General features: G+C 63.8%; 22 protein-coding genes. 12 read left to right on the top strand and 10 right to left on the bottom strand.

All coding sequences use genetic code 11. The features are described 5' to 3' along the window. Nucleotides 1-66 precede the first annotated feature (66 nt). The gene (locus AC5STI_RS13150) at nt 67-1266 is read left to right on the top strand and encodes a TIGR03862 family flavoprotein (protein WP_495446985.1); all 1200 of its coding nucleotides are present in this window, start codon (nt 67-69) and stop codon (nt 1264-1266) included. Here the strand turns inward: AC5STI_RS13150 and AC5STI_RS13145 are convergent. The 5 genes from AC5STI_RS13145 to AC5STI_RS13125 all read right to left on the bottom strand — a co-directional run bounded on the left by AC5STI_RS13145 (nt 1239) and on the right by AC5STI_RS13125 (nt 6571). Further along, nucleotides 1239-1829, bottom strand: coding sequence for a glutathione S-transferase family protein (locus AC5STI_RS13145; RefSeq protein ID WP_495446984.1), 591 nt, complete (start codon nt 1827-1829; stop codon nt 1239-1241). The two genes, AC5STI_RS13150 and AC5STI_RS13145, sit on opposite strands and share 28 nt — an antisense overlap. Nucleotides 1830-1905: 76 nt before the next feature. After that, entirely contained in the window at nt 1906-2934 is a 1029-nt protein-coding gene (holA, locus tag AC5STI_RS13140; RefSeq protein ID WP_495446983.1) for a DNA polymerase III subunit delta, read from the bottom strand. Further along, on the bottom strand, nt 2931-3446 hold the full coding sequence (gene lptE, locus AC5STI_RS13135; RefSeq protein ID WP_495446982.1) for an LPS assembly lipoprotein LptE: 516 nt from the start codon (nt 3444-3446) through the stop codon (nt 2931-2933). Before lptE ends, holA begins: the two co-directional genes overlap by 4 nt. Further along, nucleotides 3433-5997, bottom strand: coding sequence for a leucine--tRNA ligase (gene leuS, locus AC5STI_RS13130; protein ID WP_495446981.1), 2565 nt, complete (start codon nt 5995-5997; stop codon nt 3433-3435). Before leuS ends, lptE begins: the two co-directional genes overlap by 14 nt. A gap of 88 nt (nt 5998-6085) precedes the next feature. After that, nucleotides 6086-6571 (bottom strand): DUF3576 domain-containing protein, encoded by a 486-nt coding sequence (locus AC5STI_RS13125; protein WP_495446980.1) that lies wholly within the window; start codon nt 6569-6571, stop codon nt 6086-6088. 311 nt (nt 6572-6882) lie between these two features. Between AC5STI_RS13125 and AC5STI_RS13120 the strand changes: the two genes are divergently transcribed. Together AC5STI_RS13120 and AC5STI_RS13115 are read left to right on the top strand one after the other, a co-directional pair. Further along, a complete protein-coding gene (locus AC5STI_RS13120; RefSeq protein WP_475048299.1) occupies nt 6883-7887 on the top strand; it encodes a porin in 1005 nt (334 codons plus the stop codon). A gap of 123 nt (nt 7888-8010) precedes the next feature. Next, a complete protein-coding gene (locus AC5STI_RS13115; protein ID WP_495446979.1) occupies nt 8011-8661 on the top strand; it encodes a YggS family pyridoxal phosphate-dependent enzyme in 651 nt (216 codons plus the stop codon). A 57-nt stretch (nt 8662-8718) separates the two neighbouring features. On the opposite strand, the gene AC5STI_RS13110 is transcribed toward AC5STI_RS13115, so the two are convergent. Together AC5STI_RS13110 and ribA are read right to left on the bottom strand one after the other, a co-directional pair. Continuing rightward, a complete protein-coding gene (locus tag AC5STI_RS13110) occupies nt 8719-9228 on the bottom strand; it encodes a L,D-transpeptidase family protein (RefSeq protein ID WP_495446978.1) in 510 nt (169 codons plus the stop codon). Further along, on the bottom strand, nt 9228-10316 hold the full coding sequence (gene ribA, locus AC5STI_RS13105; protein ID WP_495446977.1) for a GTP cyclohydrolase II: 1089 nt from the start codon (nt 10314-10316) through the stop codon (nt 9228-9230). The genes AC5STI_RS13110 and ribA overlap by 1 nt, the downstream gene beginning before the upstream one ends. Before the next feature lie 173 nt (nt 10317-10489). Between ribA and AC5STI_RS13100 the strand changes: the two genes are divergently transcribed. The 5 genes from AC5STI_RS13100 to AC5STI_RS13080 all read left to right on the top strand — a co-directional run bounded on the left by AC5STI_RS13100 (nt 10490) and on the right by AC5STI_RS13080 (nt 14314). Next, complete coding sequence (locus AC5STI_RS13100; protein ID WP_027236048.1) at nt 10490-11176, top strand: response regulator transcription factor; 687 nt, start codon at nt 10490-10492, stop codon at nt 11174-11176. A 235-nt stretch (nt 11177-11411) separates the two neighbouring features. After that, nucleotides 11412-12200 (top strand): exodeoxyribonuclease III, encoded by a 789-nt coding sequence (locus tag AC5STI_RS13095; RefSeq protein ID WP_475048292.1) that lies wholly within the window; start codon nt 11412-11414, stop codon nt 12198-12200. A 330-nt stretch (nt 12201-12530) separates the two neighbouring features. Further along, on the top strand, nt 12531-13457 hold the full coding sequence (locus tag AC5STI_RS13090; protein ID WP_495446976.1) for a tetratricopeptide repeat protein: 927 nt from the start codon (nt 12531-12533) through the stop codon (nt 13455-13457). A 27-nt stretch (nt 13458-13484) separates the two neighbouring features. Continuing rightward, entirely contained in the window at nt 13485-14129 is a 645-nt protein-coding gene (locus AC5STI_RS13085; protein ID WP_495446975.1) for an LON peptidase substrate-binding domain-containing protein, read from the top strand. Continuing rightward, nucleotides 14126-14314 (top strand): Trm112 family protein, encoded by a 189-nt coding sequence (locus AC5STI_RS13080; RefSeq protein ID WP_027236052.1) that lies wholly within the window; start codon nt 14126-14128, stop codon nt 14312-14314. Before AC5STI_RS13085 ends, AC5STI_RS13080 begins: the two co-directional genes overlap by 4 nt. A 316-nt stretch (nt 14315-14630) precedes the next feature. Here AC5STI_RS13080 and AC5STI_RS13075 read toward each other — a convergent pair whose 3' ends face one another. Then, nucleotides 14631-15857, bottom strand: a complete 1227-nt coding sequence (locus tag AC5STI_RS13075; RefSeq protein ID WP_495446974.1) for an FAD-dependent monooxygenase — start codon at nt 15855-15857, stop codon at nt 14631-14633. Between the two features lie 111 nt (nt 15858-15968). Here AC5STI_RS13075 and AC5STI_RS13070 point away from each other — a divergent pair, with 111 nt between their 5' ends. The 4 genes from AC5STI_RS13070 to AC5STI_RS13055 all read left to right on the top strand — a co-directional run bounded on the left by AC5STI_RS13070 (nt 15969) and on the right by AC5STI_RS13055 (nt 22412). After that, entirely contained in the window at nt 15969-17300 is a 1332-nt protein-coding gene (locus tag AC5STI_RS13070) for an amidase (RefSeq protein WP_495446973.1), read from the top strand. Between the two features lie 109 nt (nt 17301-17409). Further along, a complete protein-coding gene (locus tag AC5STI_RS13065) occupies nt 17410-18588 on the top strand; it encodes an aminotransferase class I/II-fold pyridoxal phosphate-dependent enzyme (protein WP_495447766.1) in 1179 nt (392 codons plus the stop codon). A gap of 115 nt (nt 18589-18703) precedes the next feature. Then, the gene (locus tag AC5STI_RS13060) at nt 18704-21748 is read left to right on the top strand and encodes a DNA translocase FtsK (protein WP_495446972.1); all 3045 of its coding nucleotides are present in this window, start codon (nt 18704-18706) and stop codon (nt 21746-21748) included. Between the two features lie 79 nt (nt 21749-21827). Beyond that, nucleotides 21828-22412, top strand: a complete 585-nt coding sequence (locus AC5STI_RS13055; protein WP_495446971.1) for a LolA family protein — start codon at nt 21828-21830, stop codon at nt 22410-22412. A gap of 232 nt (nt 22413-22644) precedes the next feature. Here AC5STI_RS13055 and AC5STI_RS13050 read toward each other — a convergent pair whose 3' ends face one another. Both AC5STI_RS13050 and AC5STI_RS13045 read right to left on the bottom strand, forming a co-directional pair. Continuing rightward, entirely contained in the window at nt 22645-23232 is a 588-nt protein-coding gene (locus tag AC5STI_RS13050; RefSeq protein WP_490397753.1) for a transglycosylase SLT domain-containing protein, read from the bottom strand. A gap of 73 nt (nt 23233-23305) precedes the next feature. Next, complete coding sequence (locus AC5STI_RS13045; protein WP_495446970.1) at nt 23306-24187, bottom strand: AEC family transporter; 882 nt, start codon at nt 24185-24187, stop codon at nt 23306-23308. Nucleotides 24188-24219: the final 32 nt, after the last annotated feature.

Raw genomic sequence — 24219 nt, 5'->3', positions numbered from 1 at the left:
GCGGGCCTCTTGCGGTTTCGTGCGGTGAATAGACACGCTGGCGGCAGGCGTTGGCAAGGGGATGGCATGACGGAAACTTGGGACGCAGTGGTGATCGGTGCCGGGCCTGCCGGGCTGATGGCCGCGGAGGAGCTGGGCCGTGCCGGGCACCGGGTGCTGGTGATTGAGGCCAAGCCATCGGTGGCGCGCAAGTTCCTGATGGCGGGCAAGTCCGGCCTGAACCTGACCAAGGATGAACCGTTTGAGCAGCTGAGCACGCACTATGGCGGGGCGGCGGACTGGCTGGCCCCGATGATCCGCGCCTTTGATGCACAGGCCGTGCAGGACTGGGCACGGGCGTTGGGGAGTGAGTTGTTCACCGGCTCGACAGGCCGGGTGTTCCCCACGGTGATGAAGGCCTCGCCGCTGCTGCGTGCTTGGCTGACGCGGCTGGAGGGGTACGGAGTTCAGATCCGCACCCGCTGGCGCTGGACTGGTTGGGAAGAGACCGCGTTTGCGTTTGAAACGCCCGAAGGGCCGCAACGGATCGAGACCGCGGCCGTGGTTCTGGCGCTGGGCGGCGCAAGCTGGGCCCGGTTGGGGTCGGATGGGGCCTGGGCACCGTATCTGCGTGAAAAGGGTGTGGACCTCGCGCCATTCCAGCCCGCCAATGCGGGTCTGCTGGTGGAATGGTCCAAGCATATGGCGAGCCAGTTCGGCCAGCCGCTGAAGGGCATAGCGTTGCGCGCGGGCGGCCTGGTGACGCGCGGAGAAGCGGTCATTTCGGAACGCGGGCTTGAGGGCGGCGGTGTCTATACCGTTTGTGCGGCGGTACGGGATGGAGCCGTTTTATACATGGACCTGCTGCCGGAGCTGGAGGCGCCTGAGATTGCCCGCCGCTTGTCGCGTCCGCGCGGCAAGGCAAGTTTCTCCAACCATCTGCGCAAGGTGCTGAAGCTGGGGCCGGCGCGAACGGCGGTATTGCAGGAATTCGGCCGTCCGCTGCCGCAGGAGGCGCAGGCCCTGGCGCAGCTGATCAAAGCGCTGCCGGTAAAGCACGCAGGACTGCGCCCGATGGATGAGGCGATCTCCACCGCGGGCGGCGTCTGCCGGGATGCGCTGAACGCAGATTTGATGCTGAAACAGCTCCCCGGCACGTTCTGCGCCGGGGAAATGCTGGATTGGGAAGCGCCGACGGGCGGTTACCTGCTGACCGCCTGCCTTGCCACCGGGCGCTGGGCCGGGCGGGCGGCGGCAGATTATTTGGCGAGTTCTGCAACCCGCTGATAAGCCGGGCGATCGCGCATCCGCTTGCCGTAATCCTGAATTTTCTCGCCCTCGACCGGGAACTTGGCGCTGCGGGCCCAGTTCAGGCAGTGTGTGCAGATGATATCTGCAATGGTGAACTCTTCTCCCATCAGGAAGGGTCCGGCCATCTTGCTTTCGAGACGCGCCAGATTGTGGCCGAATTCCCATTTCAGGCTGCCTTTCACCTCCGGCACACGCTGCTCTTCCGGCAGGATGAAGCTGTGGCGGGCCGCAGCCCACAGAACGGCGTCGATCTCGTCCAGCAGCAGATGGGTGATCGCGTCCTGCTTGGCGCGGGCCACTGTCCCGGCAGGCGCGGTCAATGCGCCGTGCTTGTCAGCCAGATAGGTGATAATGGCGGTCGAATCGGTGATAACCTCACCCTCCACCTGCAGCACCGGGACCTTGCCCGAGATATTCAGAGCCTGAACCTCTGGACTGCGGGGGCCGTGCTGGTTGAGCTCGTAAGGCTCCCCAAGCTCTTCTAGCGCCCAGAGCACCCGGAAGGTGCGGGTCAGCGGGATGCCGGTGACGGTATACATCGTCTCTCTCCTGTTCATTTGCTGACAGCATGGGCCGCCAGCGGAAGCGGATCAAGCAGGATGGCGCGCCGTCTCGTCAGCGGGCACGGCCCAGCATGGCCAGCCGGATCAGGGCGCGCTCCATCAGCGCCAGCGCCGGGGCTGTCTGGCCGGCAGAGCGCAATGCCAGATCGGTGTCGGTGATGATGGTCAGCGCGGTTTCCAGCCGGTTCGCGCCCCAGTTCTGCGCCTGCCGCAGCATCCGGTCGCGGCGCTTGCCGTACAGCGGCGGGCGCAACTGGCCGATGCCCTGGGCCGGGCCGCCGGGGGCGGCGGCGATGGTATAAAGCGTCCGGAAATGACGGGTCGCACCGATGCACAGCGTCACCGCGTTGGTGCCTTGCGCCTGCAGGCGGCGGATCAGCGGTCCGATTTCGGCGCTGCGCCCCTCGGCCACCACGTTCAGGACGTCGTCCAGCGCGGCTTCGGTCGACTGCGGGGCAACGGCGCCGATATCTTCCAGCGACAGCGGGGTGCTGTCGCCGTGTTTATAAAGTGCCAGCTTCTCGATCATGCGGGAGAAGTCGCCGGGGCCGATGTCGTTGGCGATGTCCGTCAGCGCCGACATGCTGTCGCCGGGCACGTCGCGGATGCCGGCCTCGCCCAGGATGCGTTCGATTTCTGCCCGCGAGGGCGGGTCGTCGTAAATGCCCACGGCATAGGCGTTGCTGTGGCCTTCAAACGCCTTGCGCAGTTTGGAGGAGGCCTTGAGCTGCCCGGCTGTGACCACGATCTGGGCGTCGCCCGGCTGCCATTCCTCCAGCGCTGCTGTGATGGCGGGCGTGGCAGTGTCGTTGGCGCCCTCGACAAAGACCGCCCGCACGCCGGGGAAAAACCCTACTGCCTTGACTGCGTCCAACAGCTGCGCTGGGTCCTTGCGCAGGTCGCTGCCGGGCAGGCGGCTCAGCCGCATCTCTTCCTCGGCACCGGGGCCAAGCAGGGCCGCCAGCACCTGCTGCCGCTTGAGCGATACGCGCATTGCATCGGCGCCATAGATCAGAATGCCGGTCTTGCCTGGATCTGGCTTGGCGAAATAGCCGTCAGCTTCGCGCGGGGAGAGCTTCATTCTGCCGGAGCGGAGAGGTCCGCAGTTGCCAGGATCTGTGCGGTGATCTGGTCCGCGAGAATCACCATCAGCCGCTCATGCGCGTCACGCTCGCCTGCCAGTGTTTCCACGGTGGAGCCGGTAGCGGAGTAGCCGGTGAAGTTCCGCACGGTGCCGCTAGAGGCGATATTGCCATCTGCCAATCTTGTCAAAGAGTAGCTGGCGGTGCCAATCACCGAGTAGCGGGTGATCTCGTTGCCGGCGGTGATCGCCTGGCCTTCTTCCTGAGTGCTGAGTGTCAGGTCCAGCTTGTAGGCCGCACTGCCGCCGCGGCCCAGCCGCTGTTCCAGGTTCTGCACCAGGAAATAGGCGTCGGTACCGGTGGCGCCCTTGATCTCCTCGGGCGCCTGGACCTCGATCCGCCCATACAGAGCGGAGCCGGTGCCGCCAGGAGCGTACACCGGGGTAAAGCCGCAGGCCGCTGCCAGCAGGGGCAGGGCCAGAAGCAGGGTTCTGCGGTTAAGCAACGACATTCACAATCCGGCCCGGCACCACGATCACTTTCTTCGGAGCGCCGCCATTCAGCGCCTTTTGCACAGCTTCATGCGAGAGGGCGAGTTTTTCAACCTCTGCCTTGTCCAGATCCTTGGCGACCTCAATCTCGCCGCGGCGCTTGCCGTTGATCTGGATCGGCAGGGTGACGGTGTCTTCGACCAGCATCGCGTCGTCCGCAACCGGCCAAGGGGCAGTGGCACACAGTCCTTCGCCGCCCTGATGGTTCCAGATGTCCTCCGCCAGGTGCGGGGTCATCGGGGACATCAGCTGCGCCAGCGTCATGATCGCCTCGCGCTGCACCTTGTAGCTGGCCTTGGATTTGGAAAGCGTGCCGGTGAAGGCATAAAGCTTCGCGATCGCGGCGTTGAAGCCGAAGGAATCGATGCCCAGCGTCACGTCGCGGATGCATTTATGCATCTCGCGCAGCAGCTCCTCGTCGCCTTCGCCCTTCGCCTCGCGGTCCATCTCCCCGATCCGGTCGCACAGGTTCCAGACCCGGTTCAGGTGCTTATGGGCCGCTTCGGCGCCCGAGGCGGTCCATTCCACATCCCGCTCGGGCGGCGAATCGGACAGCACGAACCAGCGCGCGGTATCGGCGCCGAAGGATGAGATGATGTGCAGCGGATCCACTACATTGTTCTTGGACTTCGACATCTTGGCAGAGGGGATGATCTCCACCTCAGTGCCGTCCTTGAGGAAGCCCTTGCCATCGCGCAGCTCCACTTCCTCGGGGTAGTGGTAGACCGGGCGGTGGTTGTCACCTGTGGTCTTGTAGATCGCGTGGGTCACCATGCCCTGGGTGAACAGCGCGTCAAACGGTTCCTTCGATTTCTCCGGCAGGTGGCCGCAGATGTGCATCGCGCGGGCAAAGAAGCGCGAGTACAGCAGGTGCAGAATCGCGTGTTCGATGCCGCCGATGTACTGGTCGACGTTCATCCAGTATTCGGCCTCGGCCATGTCGGTCGGGGTTTCGGCGCGCGGCGCGGTGAAGCGGGCGAAGTACCAGGACGAATCCACGAAGGTGTCCATGGTGTCGGTTTCGCGCTGGGCCGGCTTGCCGCAGGACGGGCAGGCGCAGTCGCGCCAGGTCGGGTGGCGGTCCAGCGGGTTGCCCGGCACCGAGAAGTCGATCGGCTTGCCGCCCTCATCATAAGGAAGCGCAATCGGCAGATTTTCTTTTTTCTCCGGCACCACGCCGCAGTCTTCGCAATGGACCACAGGGATCGGGCAGCCCCAGTAGCGCTGGCGGCTCAGCCCCCAGTCGCGCAGGCGGTATTTGGTGACGCCCTGGCCCCAGCCGGCCCTTTCGGCAAAGTCGACAGTGGCGTTGATCGCGTCCTCGCCAGTAGTCTCGGTCAGGCCGGCGAAGTGATTGACCCAGCGAACCTTTTCGGTTTTCGGCGGCACCAGGGCCTCGTTGGCGACGGGTGCGTCGTCATCCAGCGCAAAGAAGGCGTTGGTGACAGGCAAGTCATACTTTCGGCAGAAGTCGAGGTCGCGCTGGTCATGCGCCGGGCAGGCAAAGATCGCGCCAGTGCCGTAATCCATCAGGATGAAGTTGGCGATCCAGACCGGCAGTTCCCACTCCGGGTTCAGCGGATGCTTAACGCGGATGCCGGTGTCATAGCCCAGCTTCTCAGCGGTCTCGATGGCTTCCTCGGTGGTGCCGCCCTTGCGGCACTCGGCGACAAACGCGGCGACCTCTTCCGATTCGGCCTCCAGCGCCTTGGCAACCGGGTGATCGGGCGAAATGCCGACAAAAGACGCGCCCATCAGCGTGTCGGGGCGGGTGGTGTAGACCTCGATCGGCTCGCCGCCGTCTGTGCGTTCAAAGGAGAATTGCAGGCCGCGCGACTTGCCGATCCAGTTTTCCTGCATCAGGCGCACCTTGGCGGGCCAGTTTTCCAAGCCGTCCAGCGCCGACAGCAGCTCTTCGGAGAAATCGGAGATCTTGAAGAACCATTGGGTCAGCTCGCGCCGTTCCACCAGCGCGCCGGAGCGCCAGCCGCGGCCGTTCTCGACTTGCTCGTTGGCCAGCACGGTCATGTCGATAGGGTCCCAGTTCACCACCGCGTTCTTACGGTAGACCAGGCCCTTTTCGAGGAAGTCGAGGAACAGAGCCTGCTGCTGGCCGTAATATTCAGGGTCGCAAGTGGCGAACATGCGCGACCAGTCCAGCGACAGGCCCAGCGGTTTCATCTGCTCGACCATCGTGTCGATGTTTGAGTAGGTCCAGTCCTTGGGATGCCCGCCGGAAGCCATCGCGGCGTTTTCAGCCGGCATGCCAAAAGCGTCAAAGCCCATCGGGTGCAGCACGTTATGGCCGGTCGACAGCTTGTAGCGCGCAATCACGTCACCCATCGTGTAGTTGCGCACATGGCCCATGTGCAGCTTGCCCGACGGATAGGGGAACATCTCCAGCACATAGTACTTGGGCTTGTCGCCGGTACGCTTGGCCTGGAAAATTCCGGCCTCGTCCCAGGCCTTCTGCCATCGTGCTTCGATTTCAGGAGCTATGTAACGCGGCATCAGAGCGGTCCTTTGCATGAAAACGCCGGGCAAGTGGCCCGGCGCATCTGATAATGGGGTTTGGCTGGTGATTCCAGTGCGCAGCGGGTCAGAGTTTCTTGTCCGCGATGCGTAGCTGCCGCGCGCGGGAAAGAATCGCATCTTCGACCGCCCGGGTCGTGCTGGCGCTGACCGGGCCGCCCTTGGATTGCAGCGCAACATTCAGCGAGCGCGCATCCAGCGCCGGGTCCTTGATGTGGATAGTCGCCCGGTAGGAGCGGCCGCCGCCCGGCGGGGTGCCGAATCCGGTGACGATCACGCCGGTGAACGGATCGACAGACTGAACCGGCAGGAAGGACAGCACATCCAGGCTGGCGGTCCAAAGGTAGCGGTTCACCTGAACGGTCTGATCCGGCTTGGCATTCAAGAAGTCAAAGAGCGAGGACTTTGTCGCGGCGCCCTGAATCTCTTCCTTGTGGCTGATTGTCCGGGCCGTGCTGGCAGGTGCGTCGCCGCCTCTGTTGCCGCCGCATGCCGCGAGGCTGAGACAGATCGCACCGACCAAAGTTACCCGCAGGGTCTTTCCGTATTCCATAACCGCTCCCGGAGCCATTTTCTGCGCGAACACCTAACGCAAGCCAAGCCGGCGGAGCAAGGGCTTTGGCTGCTATAGTATGGCTATAGTACTGCGCCGCCGGGCGTTTCCGCCGCAACACGGGGCTGATCCGGCGGCACAGCGCACCGCGGGCGGGCAGACTGTGGCAAAGCTGCACCATCCCGGCCCGCATCGTTTCGCCTGACTTTCCCAACACTTGCCAAAACGGGGGCGAAAGAGCGAAACCCCTTGGCATACCCACGCCGGATTCCCCGGTTTGGGCTGAGGAATAGAAAACCGAGGGAAAAACTATGAAAAAGGTTCTCTTCGCGACTACCGCGCTGATCGCCACCGCAGGCATGGCCGCGGCAGAAGTCAAGATCTCCGGCTACGGCCGTTTCGGCCTGGACTGGAACGAAGCCAACAGCGCTGTTGCTGGCACCGCAGAAACCAACATCACCAGCCGTTTCCGTCTGACCTTTGACGTGTCGACCGAAACCGATGGCGGCGTGACCGTTGGCGGCCGTATCCGCGCTCAGGCTCGCAGCCGTGACGGCGCACCGGGCACCGCAGCATGGTCCGCACCGCAGTTCCACGTCGCATACGGCGGTCTGCGCGTGAACGTTGGCAACATCTGGGGCGCGATCGACTCCGCACCGGGCCTGTACCTGAACACCACCTCGGTTGGCACCGGCATCGACGGCATGGGCTTCAACTCCCTGGCCATCGGCAACGGCTTTGACTGGGATACCTTCACCTCCGCGGGCGCTGGCCGCAACGGCATCGAAGCTCTGTACTCCGCAGGCGGCTTCTCCGGCCACATCTCCTACTCGCAGTCGAACGGCGGTACCGTTCTGGGCGAAGCGAACGGCCTGGAACGCGCAGCAATCATGCTGAGCTACTCCTTCGGTGACTACTTCGTGACCGGTGCATACCAGTCCGAAGACAACGGCCGCGCGCTGACCAAAAACGGCGCAGCTGTCAGCGCTGGCGACGACCTGATGTTCTTCGCTGCTGGCGCAGACTTCGGCCAGTTCGGCGCGACCCTGTCCTATGGTCAGACCGAAGAAGCTGACGCTGTGACCCTGGCTGGTGAAGCTGAAATCGGCGCAGCCTCGACCGTTGTTGCATGGGTGAACTCCACCGACATCGACACCGGTGTGACCGCTGGCCAGACCCGTCTCGACGGCACTGCCTTCGGCATCAACTACGAGTACGACCTGGGCGGCGGCGTGACCTTCGTTGCTGGCTACGTGAACACCGCAGCCAACACCAACGAAAACTCCGTTCAGGCAGGTCTGCACTTCAGCTTCTAAGCTGAAGCACGCCTAGCGTGACTTTCGGGGCGGGTTCCTTCGGGACCCGCCCTTTTCTTTTGGCTCTTAACATTGGCGGTCAAACAGTGTTTTTTGCGGCCAAACAGAAACGAGGCCGGACCCATGCCGCTAGAAGAAATTAAATCCAGAATTGCCAAAGCTGAGGCGAACGCAGGCCGCGCGCCGGACAGCGTAAAGCTGATTGCGGTGTCCAAGGTGCAGCCGAATGAACGGGTCGAGGCAGTGCTTGAGGAAGGTCATCGCTGCTTTGGCGAGAATAAGGTTCAGGAGGCGGCTGCCAAATGGCCTGACTTTGCTGAGCGGTTCGATGGTATCGACCTTCACCTGATCGGCCCATTGCAGACCAACAAGGCGCGCCAGGCGATGGAGCTGTTTGACAGCATTCACTCGGTGGACCGCCCAAAGCTCGCCAAAACCCTGGCCCGGCTGGCGCAGGAGCTGGGCAAATGCCCGGATCTGTTCATCCAGGTGAACACCGGTGAAGAGGACCAGAAGGCAGGCGTAATGCCGGCGGAAGCAGATGCGTTCATTGCCGAGTGCCGCGCGCTGGATCTGCCGGTCAAAGGGCTGATGTGCATTCCTCCGGTGGATGAGGAGCCTAGTCTGCATTTCGCTCTGCTGGCGAAGATCGCGGAACGCAACGGTCTGAAGGGCCTGTCGATGGGTATGAGCAGTGACTTCGAGTCGGCAATTGCGCTGGGCGCCACTCACGTCCGCGTCGGTTCTGCCATCTTCGGTGCCCGGACTTATTGAGGCGCAAAAGTCTTGTGAAAACTTTTGCCAAGACTTTTAAGAAAAGTCTCGGGTGCGTCAGGCGCGGCTCAAGGGCGGCACAAAGACCCGGGTGCCTGGCTGAACTCTGGCGGCCAGCCAATGGAGATCGGCGCGGGAAAAGGCGATGCAGCCTTCGGTGGGGAACCCGGGACGCCGCCATTGGTGCAGGAAGATGGCCGAGCCTTTGCCAGGCGCGGCGTCCGGCCAGTTCCAATCGGTGATCAGCACCAGATCATAAAGCGGATCCGCCCGGCGCAGCTTTTCGTGACTGAACGCATAAGGCGCCCGGACATGATGGTTGTAGGCGCTGTGGCCTGCATCATCCGACCACAGATCGCTGGGGCCGATCGGCTCTGCCCAGGGCGCGGGCCGGGAGAGGCGATCGGGGCGGTAGAGCATGCCTGCAATGCGATGAACGCCGATAGGGGTGGCGCCATCGCCTTCGCGTTTCCTGCTGGTAAGCCCGCCTTTCCCGATGGAGAAGGGCAGCAGACGGCCCAGGAAACGCACGCCGCGCGGGGTCAGGACCAGATCTGCCGGGGACATTACAGCATGTGCCCGGACTTGCGCGCCTTGGTGGCCAGATAGTGCTGGTTGTGAGCGTTTTCACCGACTTTCAGGGCCACTCGTTCCGCAACATGCACGCCGGTTTTTTCCATCATCGCGATTTTGTTCGGATTGTTGGTCAGCAGCCGCACCTGGGAAAAGCCCATCTTTTGCAAAATGGCGGCCCCCAGGCGGAAATCGCGCTCGTCATCCTCAAAGCCGAGGCGGTGGTTGGCCTCTACCGTATCAAAGCCCTGGTCCTGCAGGGAATAGGCGCGCATCTTGTTGGCGAGGCCGATGCCACGGCCCTCCTGGTTGAGGTACAGCAAAACGCCTGCGCCCTCATCCCCCATCTGTGCCAGCGCGCCGCGCAACTGCGGGCCGCAATCGCATTTGAGCGAGCCGAGCACATCGCCCGTGAAGCAGGCGGAATGCAGCCGTGCCAGCACCGGCTTGGAGCGATCGGGGCGGCCGATTTCCACCGCATAATGTTCTTCGGCACCGTCCTCGGGCCGGAATATGTGAAGGCGCCCGGCTTCGGCAGCGTCCATCGGCAGGCGGGCCGCGGCGACCGGGTGCAGGGGAGAGCTTTCGCTCAGCAGCGGAGCTGCGGCAGTCCGCGAAATCGTGGTAAGCCCATGGTCCGCGGCAAAGGCTGCTGCGCCACTTAGCGGGACCAAAGCTGCGGCCGGCAGCAGGCGCGCGGATTTTACCAGCGCAATCGCCAGCCGGTGCAGATCAGCGCTGCCGCCGCGCTGGCTCGACAGCGGCCCCTTCATCGGTGTGTTCAGGTCATCGGCCGGATCCGCAAGCGCCTGAATCCAGTCCAGCCCTTCGGATTCCGGGACGGTCACACGGGCGATATCTTCGTCGTAAACCCGGGCTTTCAATGTGTCCGCCCTGCGCGCTGTCAGGGCCAGCGACAGGTCCCCCAGTGCCCGCATGTCTGACAGGCGTGCGCCGGTCAGAGATTCGACAGCAATCGCCAACGCCGCCTCCTCGCCGCAGGTCAGCACCACCGGCAGCCCCATGCGCAGATCAACCCGGGCGCGGGCCAGCAATTCGATCATGGTGGGCATCAGGCTCATGCGGGGTATCCGGTGTTATTCTGTAACAAAGGCTCGCCGTCTTTACGCCCAAATGCAACGGATGTGAAACAATTTCCATGTCATGGACACGTCGGCGTGAGAGTTTTGCAGCAAATCTTGCCGCGGGCGCAAGGGATGCGCATTTGTGGTTCCAAGAACAGGAGGGTGAGCCGATGGCGCAACTGAAGAAAATTCTGCTGGTTGATGACGACGAAGACCTGCGCGAGGCCTTGAGCGAGCAGCTGGTGATGACCGAGGACTTCGATGTCTTTGAGGCGGAGAACGGTCAAAGCGCGATGGAGCGCGCCAAGGAAGCTCTTTACGACCTGATCATTCTGGATGTCGGCTTGCCGGATACTGACGGGCGAGAGCTGTGCCGCCTGATGCGCAAGCAGGGGGTGAAGGCGCCGATCCTGATGCTGACCGGCCATGACAGCGACGCCGACACCATCCTGGGGCTGGATGCCGGTGCAAATGACTATGTTTCCAAGCCTTTCAAATTCCCGGTGCTTCTGGCCCGGATCCGTGCCCAGCTGCGCCAGCACGAGCAGTCAGAGGATGCGGTCTTTGCGCTGGGGCCGTACACGTTCAAGCCCGCGATGAAACTGCTGATCACCGAAGACGACCGCAAGATCCGCTTGACGGAGAAAGAGACAAATATCCTCAAGTTCCTTTACCGTTCCAGCGATGGGGTGGTGCCGCGCGACGTGCTGCTGCATGAGGTCTGGGGTTACAATGCGGGTGTCACCACCCATACGCTGGAGACCCACATCTACCGGTTGCGGCAGAAAATTGAGCCAGACCCGTCGAATGCGCGCCTGCTGGTGACGGAATCAGGCGGATACCGGCTGGTCGCCTAAGCGCGGCGTTGAGCCAGATCAAAGAAGACACTAGAGTTCATCTTTAGACTGTATTCGATCCCGCGCATATCCGGGTTACGGTATGCACCTCCCTGTTGGACTTGGCCGGGCCACTTGCCCGGCCTCTTTTTTGGGCGTCTTGCCGCACGGGATATTCGCGCAATTCATCTCTGGCCCTTCCCGGCCGGGGCGGGCAGTATCGCGGCCGAACCCGGAATTCACGATGAGGCGCGCGATGCCATTTACCCTTGCAACCTGGAACATCAACTCGGTCCGCCTGCGCGAGCCGATTGTGCAGAAGCTCTTGCAAGAGGAAGGGCCGGATGTGCTGTGCCTGCAGGAGTGCAAAAGCCCGGTGGAGAAGATCCCGATGGAGGGGTTCGCGGCGCTCGGCTACCCTCACATGATTGCGCGCGGGCAAAAGGGGTACAACGGCGTTGCGATCCTGTCGCGGCTGCCGATCGAGGATGCCGGCGATCAGGACTTTGCTGCCCTTGGCCATGCCCGCCATGTGGCCGGGCGGCTGGAGAACGGGGTGGTGATCCACAACTTCTATGTGCCGGCGGGCGGCGACGTGCCGGACCGGGACGTGAATGAGAAGTTTGGCCAGAAACTGGATTACCTGACGGGCATGCGCGACTGGTTCCATGCGGAGAAGCCGCAGAAGTCCATTCTCGTCGGCGATCTGAACATCGCCCCGCGGGAGGAGGACGTCTGGGATCACAAGAAGCTGCTGAAGGTGGTGAGCCATACGCCGGTAGAGGTCGAGCATCTGGCCGATACACAGGAGGCGGGCGGATGGGTCGACATCACCCGCCGCGATATTCCTGAGGGCAAGCTCTATAGCTGGTGGTCTTACCGCGCGCGCGACTGGGATGCGGCGGACAAGGGGCGGCGGCTGGATCATGTCTGGGCAACACCGGATATAGCCGGGGCAGGCCATTCCAGCCGGATCCTGCGTGACGCCCGCGGCTGGGAAAAACCCAGCGACCACGCGCCGGTCTTTGCAACCTTCGATTTGTGACCGGGGGCGGGGTTCTCCCGCCTGAACCGGGCCATCCGCCGGATGACCCTCCTCAGTTGGGCATGGAACCGCGCTGCCGCGCAGTGCCGGCACGCCGCCAGGGGCTGGCGCCGCCGGGACCACACAGTCAGGGTCATCAACGAAAGCACCGCCATGCGGCTGTAGACGTCGCAAGGATCGGCGTGCCGGTCCAAGGCGGTCTCATTCTTGCGCATCATCTGCGCGATGCCAATGAGGCCACACCTGGGCTGTGCCACGGCCAACTCCTCTCTTGGTTTCCGGCGCACAGGATTCCATATAGGGGGGAAGTTCCAAGCGGAGAACAAACTGATGAGCGATATTATTGGCAGCACCGCACCGGCGGGTGATCTGATCAAGGACGTGACCGAAGCCACCTTCATGCAGGACGTTGTCGACGCGTCGATGCAGGCTCCGGTGATCGTGGATTTCTGGGCCCCCTGGTGCGGCCCCTGCAAAACCTTGGGCCCGATGCTGGAGGCCGCCGTCACCAAGGCCAAGGGTGCTGTCACCATGGCCAAGATCAACGTGGATGAGAACCAGCGCCTGGCGCAGGCGCTTGCGCAGCAGGGGCTGCCGCTGCAATCCATCCCGACCGTAGTCGCCTTTGTGCAGGGCCGCCCTGTCGACATGTTTCAGGGCGCTTTGCCCGCATCGGAAATCGACGCCTTCCTGAAGAAGGTGATCGAGGCCGCGGGCGGCACCGCCGACGGCGGGCTTGGCGAAGCGTTGGAAGCCGCGGAACAGATGCTGGCCGAAGGCGCGGTTGCGGATGCGGCTCAGACCTTTGCCGCCATCCTGGGTGAGGATGACAAGAATGCCGCCGCTTATGGCGGGCTGGCGCGGGCCCATATTGCACTGGGTGAATTGGATCAGGCCGAGGCGGTGCTGAACGGAGCACCCGCGGAGATCGCTGAAGCAGCGGAAATCGAAGCGGCCTTCGCGCAGATCGAGCTTGCCCGCCAGGCGGAAAACGCCGGCCCGGTGGCGGAGCTGCGGGCCGCGGTGGATGCAAACCCCGGCGATCACCAGGCCCGTTTCGATCTGGCCCAGGCCCTGCATGCATCGGGCGAGACCGAGGCTGCCGTCGATGAACTGCTGGAGCTGTTCCGCCGTGACCGGGAGTGGAACGACGGCGCCGCCAAGACCCAGCTCTTTACCATCTTCGACGCGCTCAAGCCCAACGATCCGGTGGTTCTGAACGGCCGGCGCAAGCTGAGCTCGATGATATTTGCCTAAGATCGGGGCAGCACTACACTCTGTCCTATGATCCAGCCTGCCGATCTGCCGGACACCATTGCCGTGTTTCCCTTGCCCGGGGCGCTTTTGCTGCCCCGTTCGCGTTTGCCGCTGCACATCTTCGAGCCGCGGTACCTGCAAATGCTGGAAGACACGCTGAAAACGCGGCAGCGGCTGATCGGTATGGTGCAGCCTTGCCCAGGCCCCAACGGGCAGGGCGAAGATTTGCATTCGATCGGCTGCGCCGGGCGGGTCACTCAGTTCTCGGAAACTGAAGACGGGCGGTATCTGGTCACGCTGTCAGGTGTTTCACGGTTCCGCGTCACGCGCGAGTCCAGCGGGTTTGCCCCCTACCGGCGATGCGACGTCAACTGGACAGGATTCGAGCGCGACCTGGGCCGGTCCGAGGCGGACGATACGCTGGACCGCCCCTCGTTCATGAATTTGCTCGAACGGTTCTTTACCGCGCGCAGCCTGTCGACCGACTGGGAGGCGCTGAAAGAGGCTGAGGATGAGCTGCTGATCAATTCCCTGGCGATGCTGCTGGAGTTCGACCCCGAGGATAAACAGGCCTTGCTCGAGGCGCCCTGCCTTGCGACAAGGCGGGAGACGCTCGTCACTTTGATCGAATTCGCCCTGCGCGGCGGCTCTCAGGAGGAAACCCTGCAATGACCGAACCACAGGCGCCTGCCTTTGACCGGCGGATGCTGGAAGCGCTGGTCTGTCCGCTGACCCAGACAGTGCTGGACTATGATGCTCAGGCGCAGGAACTGATCTCGCGCGCGGCCAATCTTGCCTTTCCGATCCGCAACGGCATTCCGGTGATGCTGGTGGATGAGGCGCGCGAGCTGGATTAAGCTAGGTTCAACCCCGCGCTTCTTCCATGCAGTTCCGGCGCTCTCCCGCGCCTTCAGGCATGCCGGCTGCACCGGCGCCCCTTGCCAGGCTTGGGCCCGGCGACGCGCTGAGGCGCGGCGCGGTTGCTCTGCTTGTCTCAGCATTCCGGGAAATCATGGGCTGCAGCGCGCCCTTGCAAGGATGCTCAGCCCATTGTGAGAGCGCGGCCATATGCCCGCGCCAGCGCGGTGCCTCGCTCAACTGTGCAGGGACATCCCCTGGGATGTTCCGGAGCAGGCGGGAGCACACCCGTCGGTTTCCCGTGAGCGGCGGCGCCTAGATCGCCTGGCCTTTCAGCAGCCGGGGCAGGTCGCCGGTCAGCCCGGCCGCCTCGCGCACGAAATTGCGGCGCAGCCCCGGGACCGCGCCGGCCACGCCCATGCCGATGTCCCGGCCCAGCCGCAGCAAAGGGTTGTCGTTGGAGAACAGCCGGTTGAACACATCCGTGGCCGCAACCAGCGAGGCGGTGTCAAAGCGGCGCCATTGCTGGTAACGCTCCATCACCAGCGGCGAGCCAATATCCTCTCCCCGCCGGGAGGCTTCGGTAATCACCTCGGCAAGTGCTCCGACATCGCGCAGGCCGGCGTTCAGGCCTTGGCCGGCGATGGGGTGCATCCCATGGGCGGCATCACCAACCAGGGCCATGCGGTCGCCGATAAAGCTGTTGGCGATGGTCAGGTTCAGCGGGTAGGTGAAGCGCTTGCCGGCCAGGGAAATCTCGCCCAGAAAATCACCGAACCGCGGCCGCAGTGCCTGGATGTAATCTGCGTCATCCAGCGCGTGAATGGCCTTGGCGGTTTCCGTCCGCTCGCTCCACACGATGGAGGACCGGTTGCCCGGCAGCGGCAGGATTGCCAGCGGTCCCGGGGGCATGAAGAACTGATGCGCGATGCCGTGATGCGGCTGCTCGTGATCAATGGCACAGACCAGCGCAGTCTGGCCGTAGTCCCAGCCGGTCCTCTTGATTCCTGCCCGCAGGGCGGTGCCGCTGCGGCGCCCGTCTGAGCCGACCAGCACCTGGCCGCGCAGCTCTCCGCCATTGTCCAGCGTGACGGTCACGCCGGTCTGGTCCGGGGACTGAGCGGTCACGGTGCGGCCCGATACCAGGGTGATACCCGGCGCATCCTCCATCGCCTGCAGAAAGGCGCGGCGCAGGAAGCGGTCCTCGACCATATAGCCCATCGGGCCTTCTTCGAGCTCGGCATGGTCAAAGTGGATGAAAAACGGCGAGGGGCCTTGGCCCGCGTGGCCGTCGGTCACCTTGATCTCCAGCATCGGCTGCGCGTTGTCCCCGACATGCTGCCAGACGCCGGTCTGCTGAAGCAGCCGCTGCGAGGCGAGCGCCAGCGCGTAGCCTCGGCCGTCGAAACCCTCATCAGCCAGTTTGTCCGGGGTCAGCGAGTCGACGACGGTGACGCTATGGCCGGTCTGTGCCAAGGCCAGGGCCAGGGCGGGACCGTTCAGCCCGCCGCCCACGATCAGGATATCGGACGCATTTTTCATGCCCCGCAATATGCGCCTGCTGGCGGGATTGTCCATGCAGGAAGCGCGGGATTGTGCCTGCGTCCTGGTGCCGCTACCGTCACCGGCAACTGCTTAAGGGGAGACGGGATTATGCAAGACTGGCTGACGATGACGGCCGCCGATCTGGGACGCGGGATTGCAGCGGGTGACATCAGCCCGGTGGCGCTGACCCGCTGCTATCTTGATGCCATTGATGCGCATCCCCTCAAGGACCGGATCTATACGCAAGTCACTCATGAGCGTGCGCTGGCTGAGGCGAAAGCGGCTGAGCAGCGTGCCGGTCTGGGCCTTCGCCGCTCCCTGCTGGACGGGGTGCCGGTCAGCTGGAAGGACCTGTTCGACAGCGCCGGCACCGCGACAGAATCCGGCTCTGACCTGCTGAAAGGGCGGGTGCCGGATCAGGATGCGGCTGTGTTGCGCAATGCAACCCTGATGGGCACGGTCTGCCTGGGCAAGACCCACATGAGCGAGCTGGCCTTTTCCGGCCTTGGCTTCAACCCGGTCAAAGAAACGCCGCCCTGCGTGAATGACCAGGGCGCAGCGCCGGGCGGCTCTTCCTCCGGCGCCGCTGCATCCGTGGCTTATGGCCTGGCGGCGGCTGGAATCGGCTCTGACACGGGCGGTTCCGTGCGTATCCCCTCTGCCTGGAACGATCTGGTGGGGCTCAAGACCACCTCGGGCCGGATCACGTTGGAGGGCGTCGTGCCGCTGTGCCTGAAATTCGACACCGTTGGCCCGCTGGCCCGCTCGGTGGAGGATGCGGGGCTGCTGCTGGGGGTGCTGGAGGGCTCCGCAGGTCCGGATCTGCGCCATCCCGCCAGTCTCAAAGGGCGTCGGTTTGCCGATCTGCAGAATGTCGTGCAGGATGATCTGGACCCGAGGATTGCGTCGGCCTACCGGGAAACGCTGGAGAAGCTGAAAGAGGCGGGCGCGCAGATCGTGCCGCTGGAGGTGCCGGAGCTGGAGGAGGCCATGGGCCTTAGCCCGATTCTCTACACCACCGAAGCCTACGGTCTGTGGAAGGACGTGATCGAGGCATCGCCGCAGCTGATGTATCCGGAGATCCTCGAGCGCTTCCGCACCGGTGCGCAGTTCAGCGGCCCGGATTACGTGGCGGCCTGGGCCAAGCTGGAACAGTGCCGGATGGCCTGGGATCAGGCTGTGGCAGGTTTTGACGCGGTGCTCAGCCCGGCCTCGCCGAACCTGCCGCCGAACCTGGAACGGCTGCAAAGCGACCATGACTATTACGTGCAGTCCAATCTGCTGGCCTTGCGCAACACACGGGTCGGCAACCTCATGGGCCTTTGCGCGCTGTCGCTGCCCACCGGCACGCCTAGCTGCGGGCTGCAAGTCCTGGGGCAGCCGGATTGCGAGGAGGCGCTTCTGCGCACCGGGGCCGCGATCGAGACCGCCTTGGCCTGAAAGCCACATTCGGCCCAGCGGGCCACTCACCGGGTGGACGCACCCGCCCGCCATCTGTAACCTGAGGCGCAAACGGGGCGCCAATGATCCCGTGACCGAGGCACAAGACATGGATTTTCCTGAGCGGTTTTCGAACCTGCCAGCCTATGCGTTTCCGCGCCTGAGGGCGCTGTTGGACCATCACACCCCCGGCGGGGATGTGGTGCATATGACTATTGGCGAACCGAAACATGCGTTTCCGGCCTGGGTCACCGATGTCATTGCCGAAAATGCAGCCGGGTTTAACCAGTATCCGAACAATGACGGCACACCGGAACTGCGAGGTGCCATCTCGGACTGGATCAGCCGCCGCTATGGTGTGACCGGGGACCCCGAGACGCAGATCATGGCGCTGAATGGCACCCGCGAGGGGCTGTATAATGCCGCGATGGCGTTGTGCCCGGAGCAGAAGAACGGGCAGACGCCCGTCGTGCTGATCCCGAACCCGTTTTACCAAGTCTACATGGTGGCGACGATCTCCGTCGGCGCAGAGCCTGTTTTCGTGCCAGCGACCGCAGCCACCGGCCATTTGCCGGATTACGAAAACCTGCCCGAAGATGTGCTGAACCGCACCGCCGTGGCCTATATCTGCTCGCCCGCCAACCCGCAGGGCGCCGTGGCTTCGCGCGATTACTGGACCCGGCTGATCCAGCTGGCCGAGAAATACGATTTCCGCATCTTCGCGGATGAATGCTATTCCGAGATCTACCGTGATGAGGCCCCAGTGGGGGCGCTGACCGTCGCACAGGAACTGGGCGCCGACCCGGAACGGGTGGTGCTGTTCAACTCGCTGTCGAAACGGTCGAACCTGCCGGGTCTGCGCTCCGGGCTGATTGCAGGCGGGCCTGAGACCATCAAGCGGGTGAAGCAGCTTCGCGCCTATTCCGGTGCGCCGCTGCCGGGTCCCTTGCAAGCGGCTGCGGCCAAGGTCTGGGCAGATGAGGCGCATGTGGCGGAGAACCGTGCTCTGTATCAGGAAAAGTACAAGATCGCGGATGAGGTCTTTGACGGCCTCAATGGATATATGGCGCCCGAAGCGGGCTTCTTTCTGTGGCTTCCGGTGGACAACGGCGAGCAGGCCGCGCTGAAGCTGTGGACGGAAACCGGCGTGCGGGTGCTGCCCGGCGCATATCTGGCGCAGGGCGAACCTGGGCAGAACCCGGGCGAGCGCTACATCAGGGTGGCGCTTGTCGCCCCCGCCGAAGACACCCGCAAGGCGCTGAGCACGCTGCGCGGCTGCCTTTACTGAATTCTGCTGAGCGGCCCCAGGCTGGGGGCCGTACAGCCAAGACCAAAAACGGAAAGGCTTGTGACCCCGCGGTGAACAGCAGGGCGCGGGCAAAAGAAACGGAACTGAGGTAGGCATGGCATTTCAAACCCGCAGCCGCGACCCGCTGCTCGACAGCAACATGCAGGCGGCCATTGAAAAGCGCGGCAAGGAGCTGATCGGGATTGCCCTGATCCTGATGGGGCTGATGTTTGCGGCCATGCTCGGCTCGTATACGCCCGAGGACCCGAACTGGACCGTTTCGACTGACGCGCCGGTGCAGAACTGGCTGGGCCGGCCAGGGGCGTCGGTTTCTTTCATCCTGATCACACTGTTCGGCAAGGCCAGCTGGGCGCTGCCGCTGTTCGCCTCGGCCTGGGGCCTTCGGTTTGTGCTGCACCGGGGCGAGGACCGGGTGGTCTGGCCGCTGCTGCTCTCGGTGCCGTGGCTGCTGGTGGTCGCGCTGCACATGGAAACCCTCAATGCCAGCGCTGCCTGGCAGCAGAACTATGACTTCGGCCTTGGCGGTATGGTGGGTTACACCTTCCTGGGCGCTCTGCTGGCGCTGCTGCCGGTCAGTCTGCACTTCATGGTCAAGATCATGTCGCTGCTGAGCGCGGCAGGCATGCTGGCGCTGGGCTGCGCCGTGCTGGGCTTTACTTGGCCAGAGGTTAGGAAAGGCCTGCACAAGGTTACGGTCGGGCTGATCCTCGGATATGGCGCAGTTGCCGCCCTGCTGGGCCGCGGTGCCTCCAGCGGGCTGCAGGCCGCCATGACCTACCGCAAGGAGCGGGCCGAACGGGCGCATTTTGCTGAAGATGAGGCCGCCGCCTACGGCAGCGCAGAGCAAGACCCCGAGATGTTCGAGGACTTCCCCGAAGACACCTATGGCGCCTACATGGCAGAAACCGCCCCGGCAGAGCCGGAAGCCCCGGCCAAGGCGGGTCTGCTGTCCCGCGTACCGTCGCTGATCCGCCGCGCCGCGCCCGCGCCTGCGGTGGAAAACGCCTATGCGGCAGAGATACAGGAGGAGGATGACTCAGGCGCTTTGGCGGATGGAGAAGCCGGCGAGGACCGGATTTCCCAGAAAATCGCCAATGCTGTCCGCATCCGCCGCGCGGCCGAAGTGCCGCCGGAGCAGGACCCGAATCTGCCCCTGACCAAGGGCCGCGGGCAGCGCCCGGCGCCGCTGATCTTCAACCCGGCCGCAGCCCAAGGCGGTCTGCCGCCCGAGCCGCCGCTGACTGCAGCAATGACTCCGGTGCCGCCGCTGCCGGAAGAACCGCCGCTTGTCTGGCAGGAGCCGGAAGACGAGGCCGAGATCCGCGAAGTACCGGTTACAGACCTGCACCAAGACTCGAATGATGTGGACTTTGCCGCTGAGACTGAGTTTCTGACCCCGGATCATGTACCGTCCGAAGCGCTTCCCGACTATGCCGCGGCGGTTACGGCCCCGGCACCGGCTCCGGAAAAGCCCAAAGCCGCAGGGCCGCGCCTGACGGTTGACCTGCCGGTGGCAGAGCCGCGCAAGGCTGTTGTCGAACAGCCGGTGCGCAAGGCTGTGCAGCCTTCGGCCCGTGCCAAGGCAGAGGCCCAGCCCAATCTGGCCTTCGATGACAGCGGCAGCGATTTCGAACTGCCGCCTCTTAATCTGCTGACCAACCCGACCAGCATCGAGCGGCACCACCTCAGCGACGAGGCGCTGGAAGAAAACGCCCGGATGCTGGAAACCGTGCTCGACGACTATGGCGTCAAGGGTGAAATCGTCTCGGTCCGTCCTGGCCCCGTGGTGACCATGTATGAGCTTGAGCCTGCGCCGGGCCTCAAGGCCTCCCGCGTGATCGGCCTGGCCGACGATATCGCCCGCTCCATGTCAGCACTGTCGGCGAGGGTCTCGACCGTACCCGGCCGCACGGTGATCGGTATCGAACTGCCGAACGAGAACCGCGAGAAAGTGGTGCTGCGTGAAATCCTGTCCTCGCGTGACTTCGGCGACGGCAACCACGCATTGCCGCTGGCATTGGGCAAGGACATCGGCGGCGACGCGATGGTCGCAAACCTCGCCAAGATGCCTCACCTGCTGATCGCTGGCACCACCGGCTCCGGCAAGTCGGTGGCGATCAACACCATGATCCTGTCGCTGCTCTACAAGCTGACACCGGATGAATGCCGCTTGATCATGATCGACCCCAAGATGCTGGAGCTTTCCGTCTATGACGGCATCCCGCATCTGCTCTCGCCTGTTGTGACGGACCCCAAGAAGGCGGTTGTTGCCCTCAAATGGGTGGTGGGCGAGATGGAAGACCGCTACCGCAAGATGTCCAAGATGGGCGTGCGCAACATTGCGGGTTACAACGGCCGCGTGAAGGAAGCGCTGGCCAAGGGAGAAATGTTCTCGCGCACGGTGCAGACCGGGTTTGATGACGAAACAGGCGAACCGGTGTTCGAGACTGAAGAGTTCGAACCCAAGGCGCTGCCCTACATCGTCGTCATCGTCGACGAGATGGCCGACCTGATGATGGTGGCGGGCAAGGAGATCGAAGCCTGTATCCAGCGTCTGGCGCAGATGGCGCGGGCCTCCGGTATCCACCTGATCATGGCGACCCAGCGCCCCTCGGTCGACGTGATCACCGGCACCATCAAGGCAAACTTCCCGACCCGGATTTCCTTCCAGGTGACCTCCAAGGTGGACAGCCGGACGATCCTGGGCGAGATGGGCGCCGAGCAGCTCCTGGGCATGGGCGACATGCTCTACATGGCGGGCGGGGCCAAGATCACCCGCTGCCACGGCCCGTTCTGTTCGGACGAAGAGGTCGAGGAAGTGGTCAATCACCTCAAGCAATTCGGACCGCCGGATTATGTCGGCAGCGTGCTGGATGGCCCGGATGAGGACAAGGCCGACAATATCGACGCGGTTCTGGGGCTGAACACCGGCGGCAACACCAATGGCGAGGATGCGCTCTATGATCAGGCCGTTGCCATCGTGATCAAGGACCGCAAGTGCTCGACCTCCTACATCCAGCGCAAGCTGGCGATCGGGTACAACAAGGCGGCACGGCTGGTGGAGCAGATGGAAGAAGAGGGCGTCGTCTCTGCCGCGAACCACGTGGGCAAACGGGAAATTCTGGTTCCCGAACAGTAAGCTGACAAAAAACTGCCGATGCCGGATCCTCGCGGGTCCGGCATCTTCACATCCGCAATGGCGTACCTATGTTGGACACATGAAACGGATTTTACTCGCCATTGCGCTGACCCTCGCTGCGCCTGCCTCCTGGGCAGCAGAGAAACTGAGCCTCAACGAGATCTCCCGTTACCTGAACGGGATCTCCACGGCATCTTCACCCTTCACCCAGATCAATGACGACGGCAGCCTGTCGACCGGCAAGCTGTACATGCACCGGCCGGGGCGGATGCGGTTCGAGTATGACGGCAAGGGCGGTGGCACGGTGGTGGCCGGCGGCGGGGCGGTGGTGATCCACGACCCCAAGTCGAACCAGCCGCCTGAGACCTATCCGCTGAAACGGACGCCGCTGTCGATCATCCTCGATCGCCGGGTGGATCTGGGCCGCGCCAACATGGTGGTGGGGCACAGCTTTGATGGCACCTCGACCATCGTGCGGGCGCAGGATCCGGAGCATCCGGACTACGGCAGCATTGAGATGATGTTCACTGGCGATCCGGTGGAGCTGCGCAAATGGGTGATCCATGACAGCTCAGGCGGCAAGACGACGGTTATCTTAGGTGCAATGAAAACCGGCCAGAAGCTGTCTTCCAGCCTGTTCACCACCAGCGGCAGATCCCGCTAAGGCCGGACCTTCAGCGCAACAGCGGCTCCCGCGCCCGCGGCTGCTCCGGAACCGCCTTGCGGCCTTGGGCCCGGCGCCGGGCTGGCGCCCGGCGCGCGACCGCGATTTTCCAGTTGCAGCAGCCCAACGGCACGGGACCGCACCGCGCGTCAGCGCGGTGCCTGGCCCAACGGCTGAGAGGCTTTCCTGAGAAAGCCTCCGAAGCGGGCGGGAGCGCCGCGCTTGACGTGGCTCAGCGGAACTTGCGGCAGGTGGCAAGCTGCGCCTGATAGGCCTGGGCGCGGGATTCGACTTGCCCGGCAACCCGCATCAGCCATGATTTCGAGCGGTAGCTGCCGCGGGAATAACCGTAGTGGCCTTCGTGATAGGCCAGGTACTGATTGCGCGCGTCATAAAGCGGGATGCCATTCTTTTCGTAGCTCTTGCGCATATACCAGCCCATGAAATCGGCGGCATCGCTGATGCGGTCGCGCTTGGCCCGGCGGCGCCCGGTGTCGCGGCGGTAATCATCCCAAGTGCCGTCCAGGGCCTGGCTGTAGCCATAGGCGCTGGATTGCCGCCCGACCGGGATTACACCCAGCAGGAACTGGTGCGGCGTGCGGGCGTCGCCGCGGAACCGGCTTTCGTGATAGATGGTTGCCATCTGCACATGCACCGGCACGCCCCAACGGCGCTGCGTGGCGCGGAACGCCTTCAGGTATTCAGGACGCTGCTGGATGATGCTGCACGCGTTATCCAGGTTGCGCGGCGGCGCTTTGTGCCCGCCTCCGCATGACGCAACCGCCATCAGGAGAACAAGGGCGCTCAGGAATCTGCTCATTACCTCAGCCCATTTTTGCATTGGGTATGTTTTCGGCAAGTCTAGCGGATTGCGGCGGGTGTGAAAATCAAATTTACAGCACCTGGCTCAGTAGCAGAGGCAGCAGCAGCGCTGACATCAGGGTCGAGACCACCACTAGCCCCGCCACGGCGGTGGAATCGGCATCGAATTTTTCGGCCAGCAGATAGGCGGTGACGGCGACCGGGGTGGCCAGCTGCAGGATCAGCACGCCAGAGGCCGTTGGATCCAGCCCGAAAGCCACCGCCAGTCCCCAGCCCGCGGCGGCGCTGATCAGAAACTTCACCAGCGACAGCGCAACCGCCTTGCCGGTGCCGCCGGGCGTCAGCCGCGCCACCGCGGTGCCCAGTGTGATCAGCATCAGCGGCACCGCCATCTGTCCGGTCAGCTCCAGCGCGTTGGTCAGGAAACGCGGGGTTTCCCAGTCCTGCCACAGGAACAGCGCGCCCAGCAGCGTCGCCCAGACCATCGGCTCCCGGATTGCCTTGCTGCCCGCGCTGTGCCCGGCCACCAGATAGATGCCATAGGTGAAGGACAGGATGGCAGACACGGCGAGCATGACGACGGCATACCCAAGCCCGGCCTCGCCAAAGGCAAGCATCGCCAGCGGGATGCCCAGATTGCCGGTGTTGCCGAAAATGAAAGGCGCCAGATAGGTCCGCCGCTCCAGCCCGCTGATGCGGCAGAGGGCCTCGCCCGCCACCGCCATTACCGCGTGGCCCGCCAGCGCGGCCAGTACAAAGGTTCCCAGCGCGCCCTTGTCCAGACTGGTGTTCATCAGCGCGGTAAAAATCAGGCAGGGCACCGCCAGCGTCATCGCCAGCCGGGTGACAAACTGGGTACGGAACTCAAACCCGAGCTTCACCCAGAGGAACCCGGCGAAGGCCAATAGGAACACCGGGGCAGTGATTTCGAGCACTGTCAAAGCGAGGTTCACAGTCTGTTTCCCCGAAAATTTACGTCAAGAGT

Source organism: Leisingera sp. CC-HEC096 (genome assembly GCF_059429235.1).
This window is presented reverse-complemented; position numbering and strand designations above follow the sequence as displayed.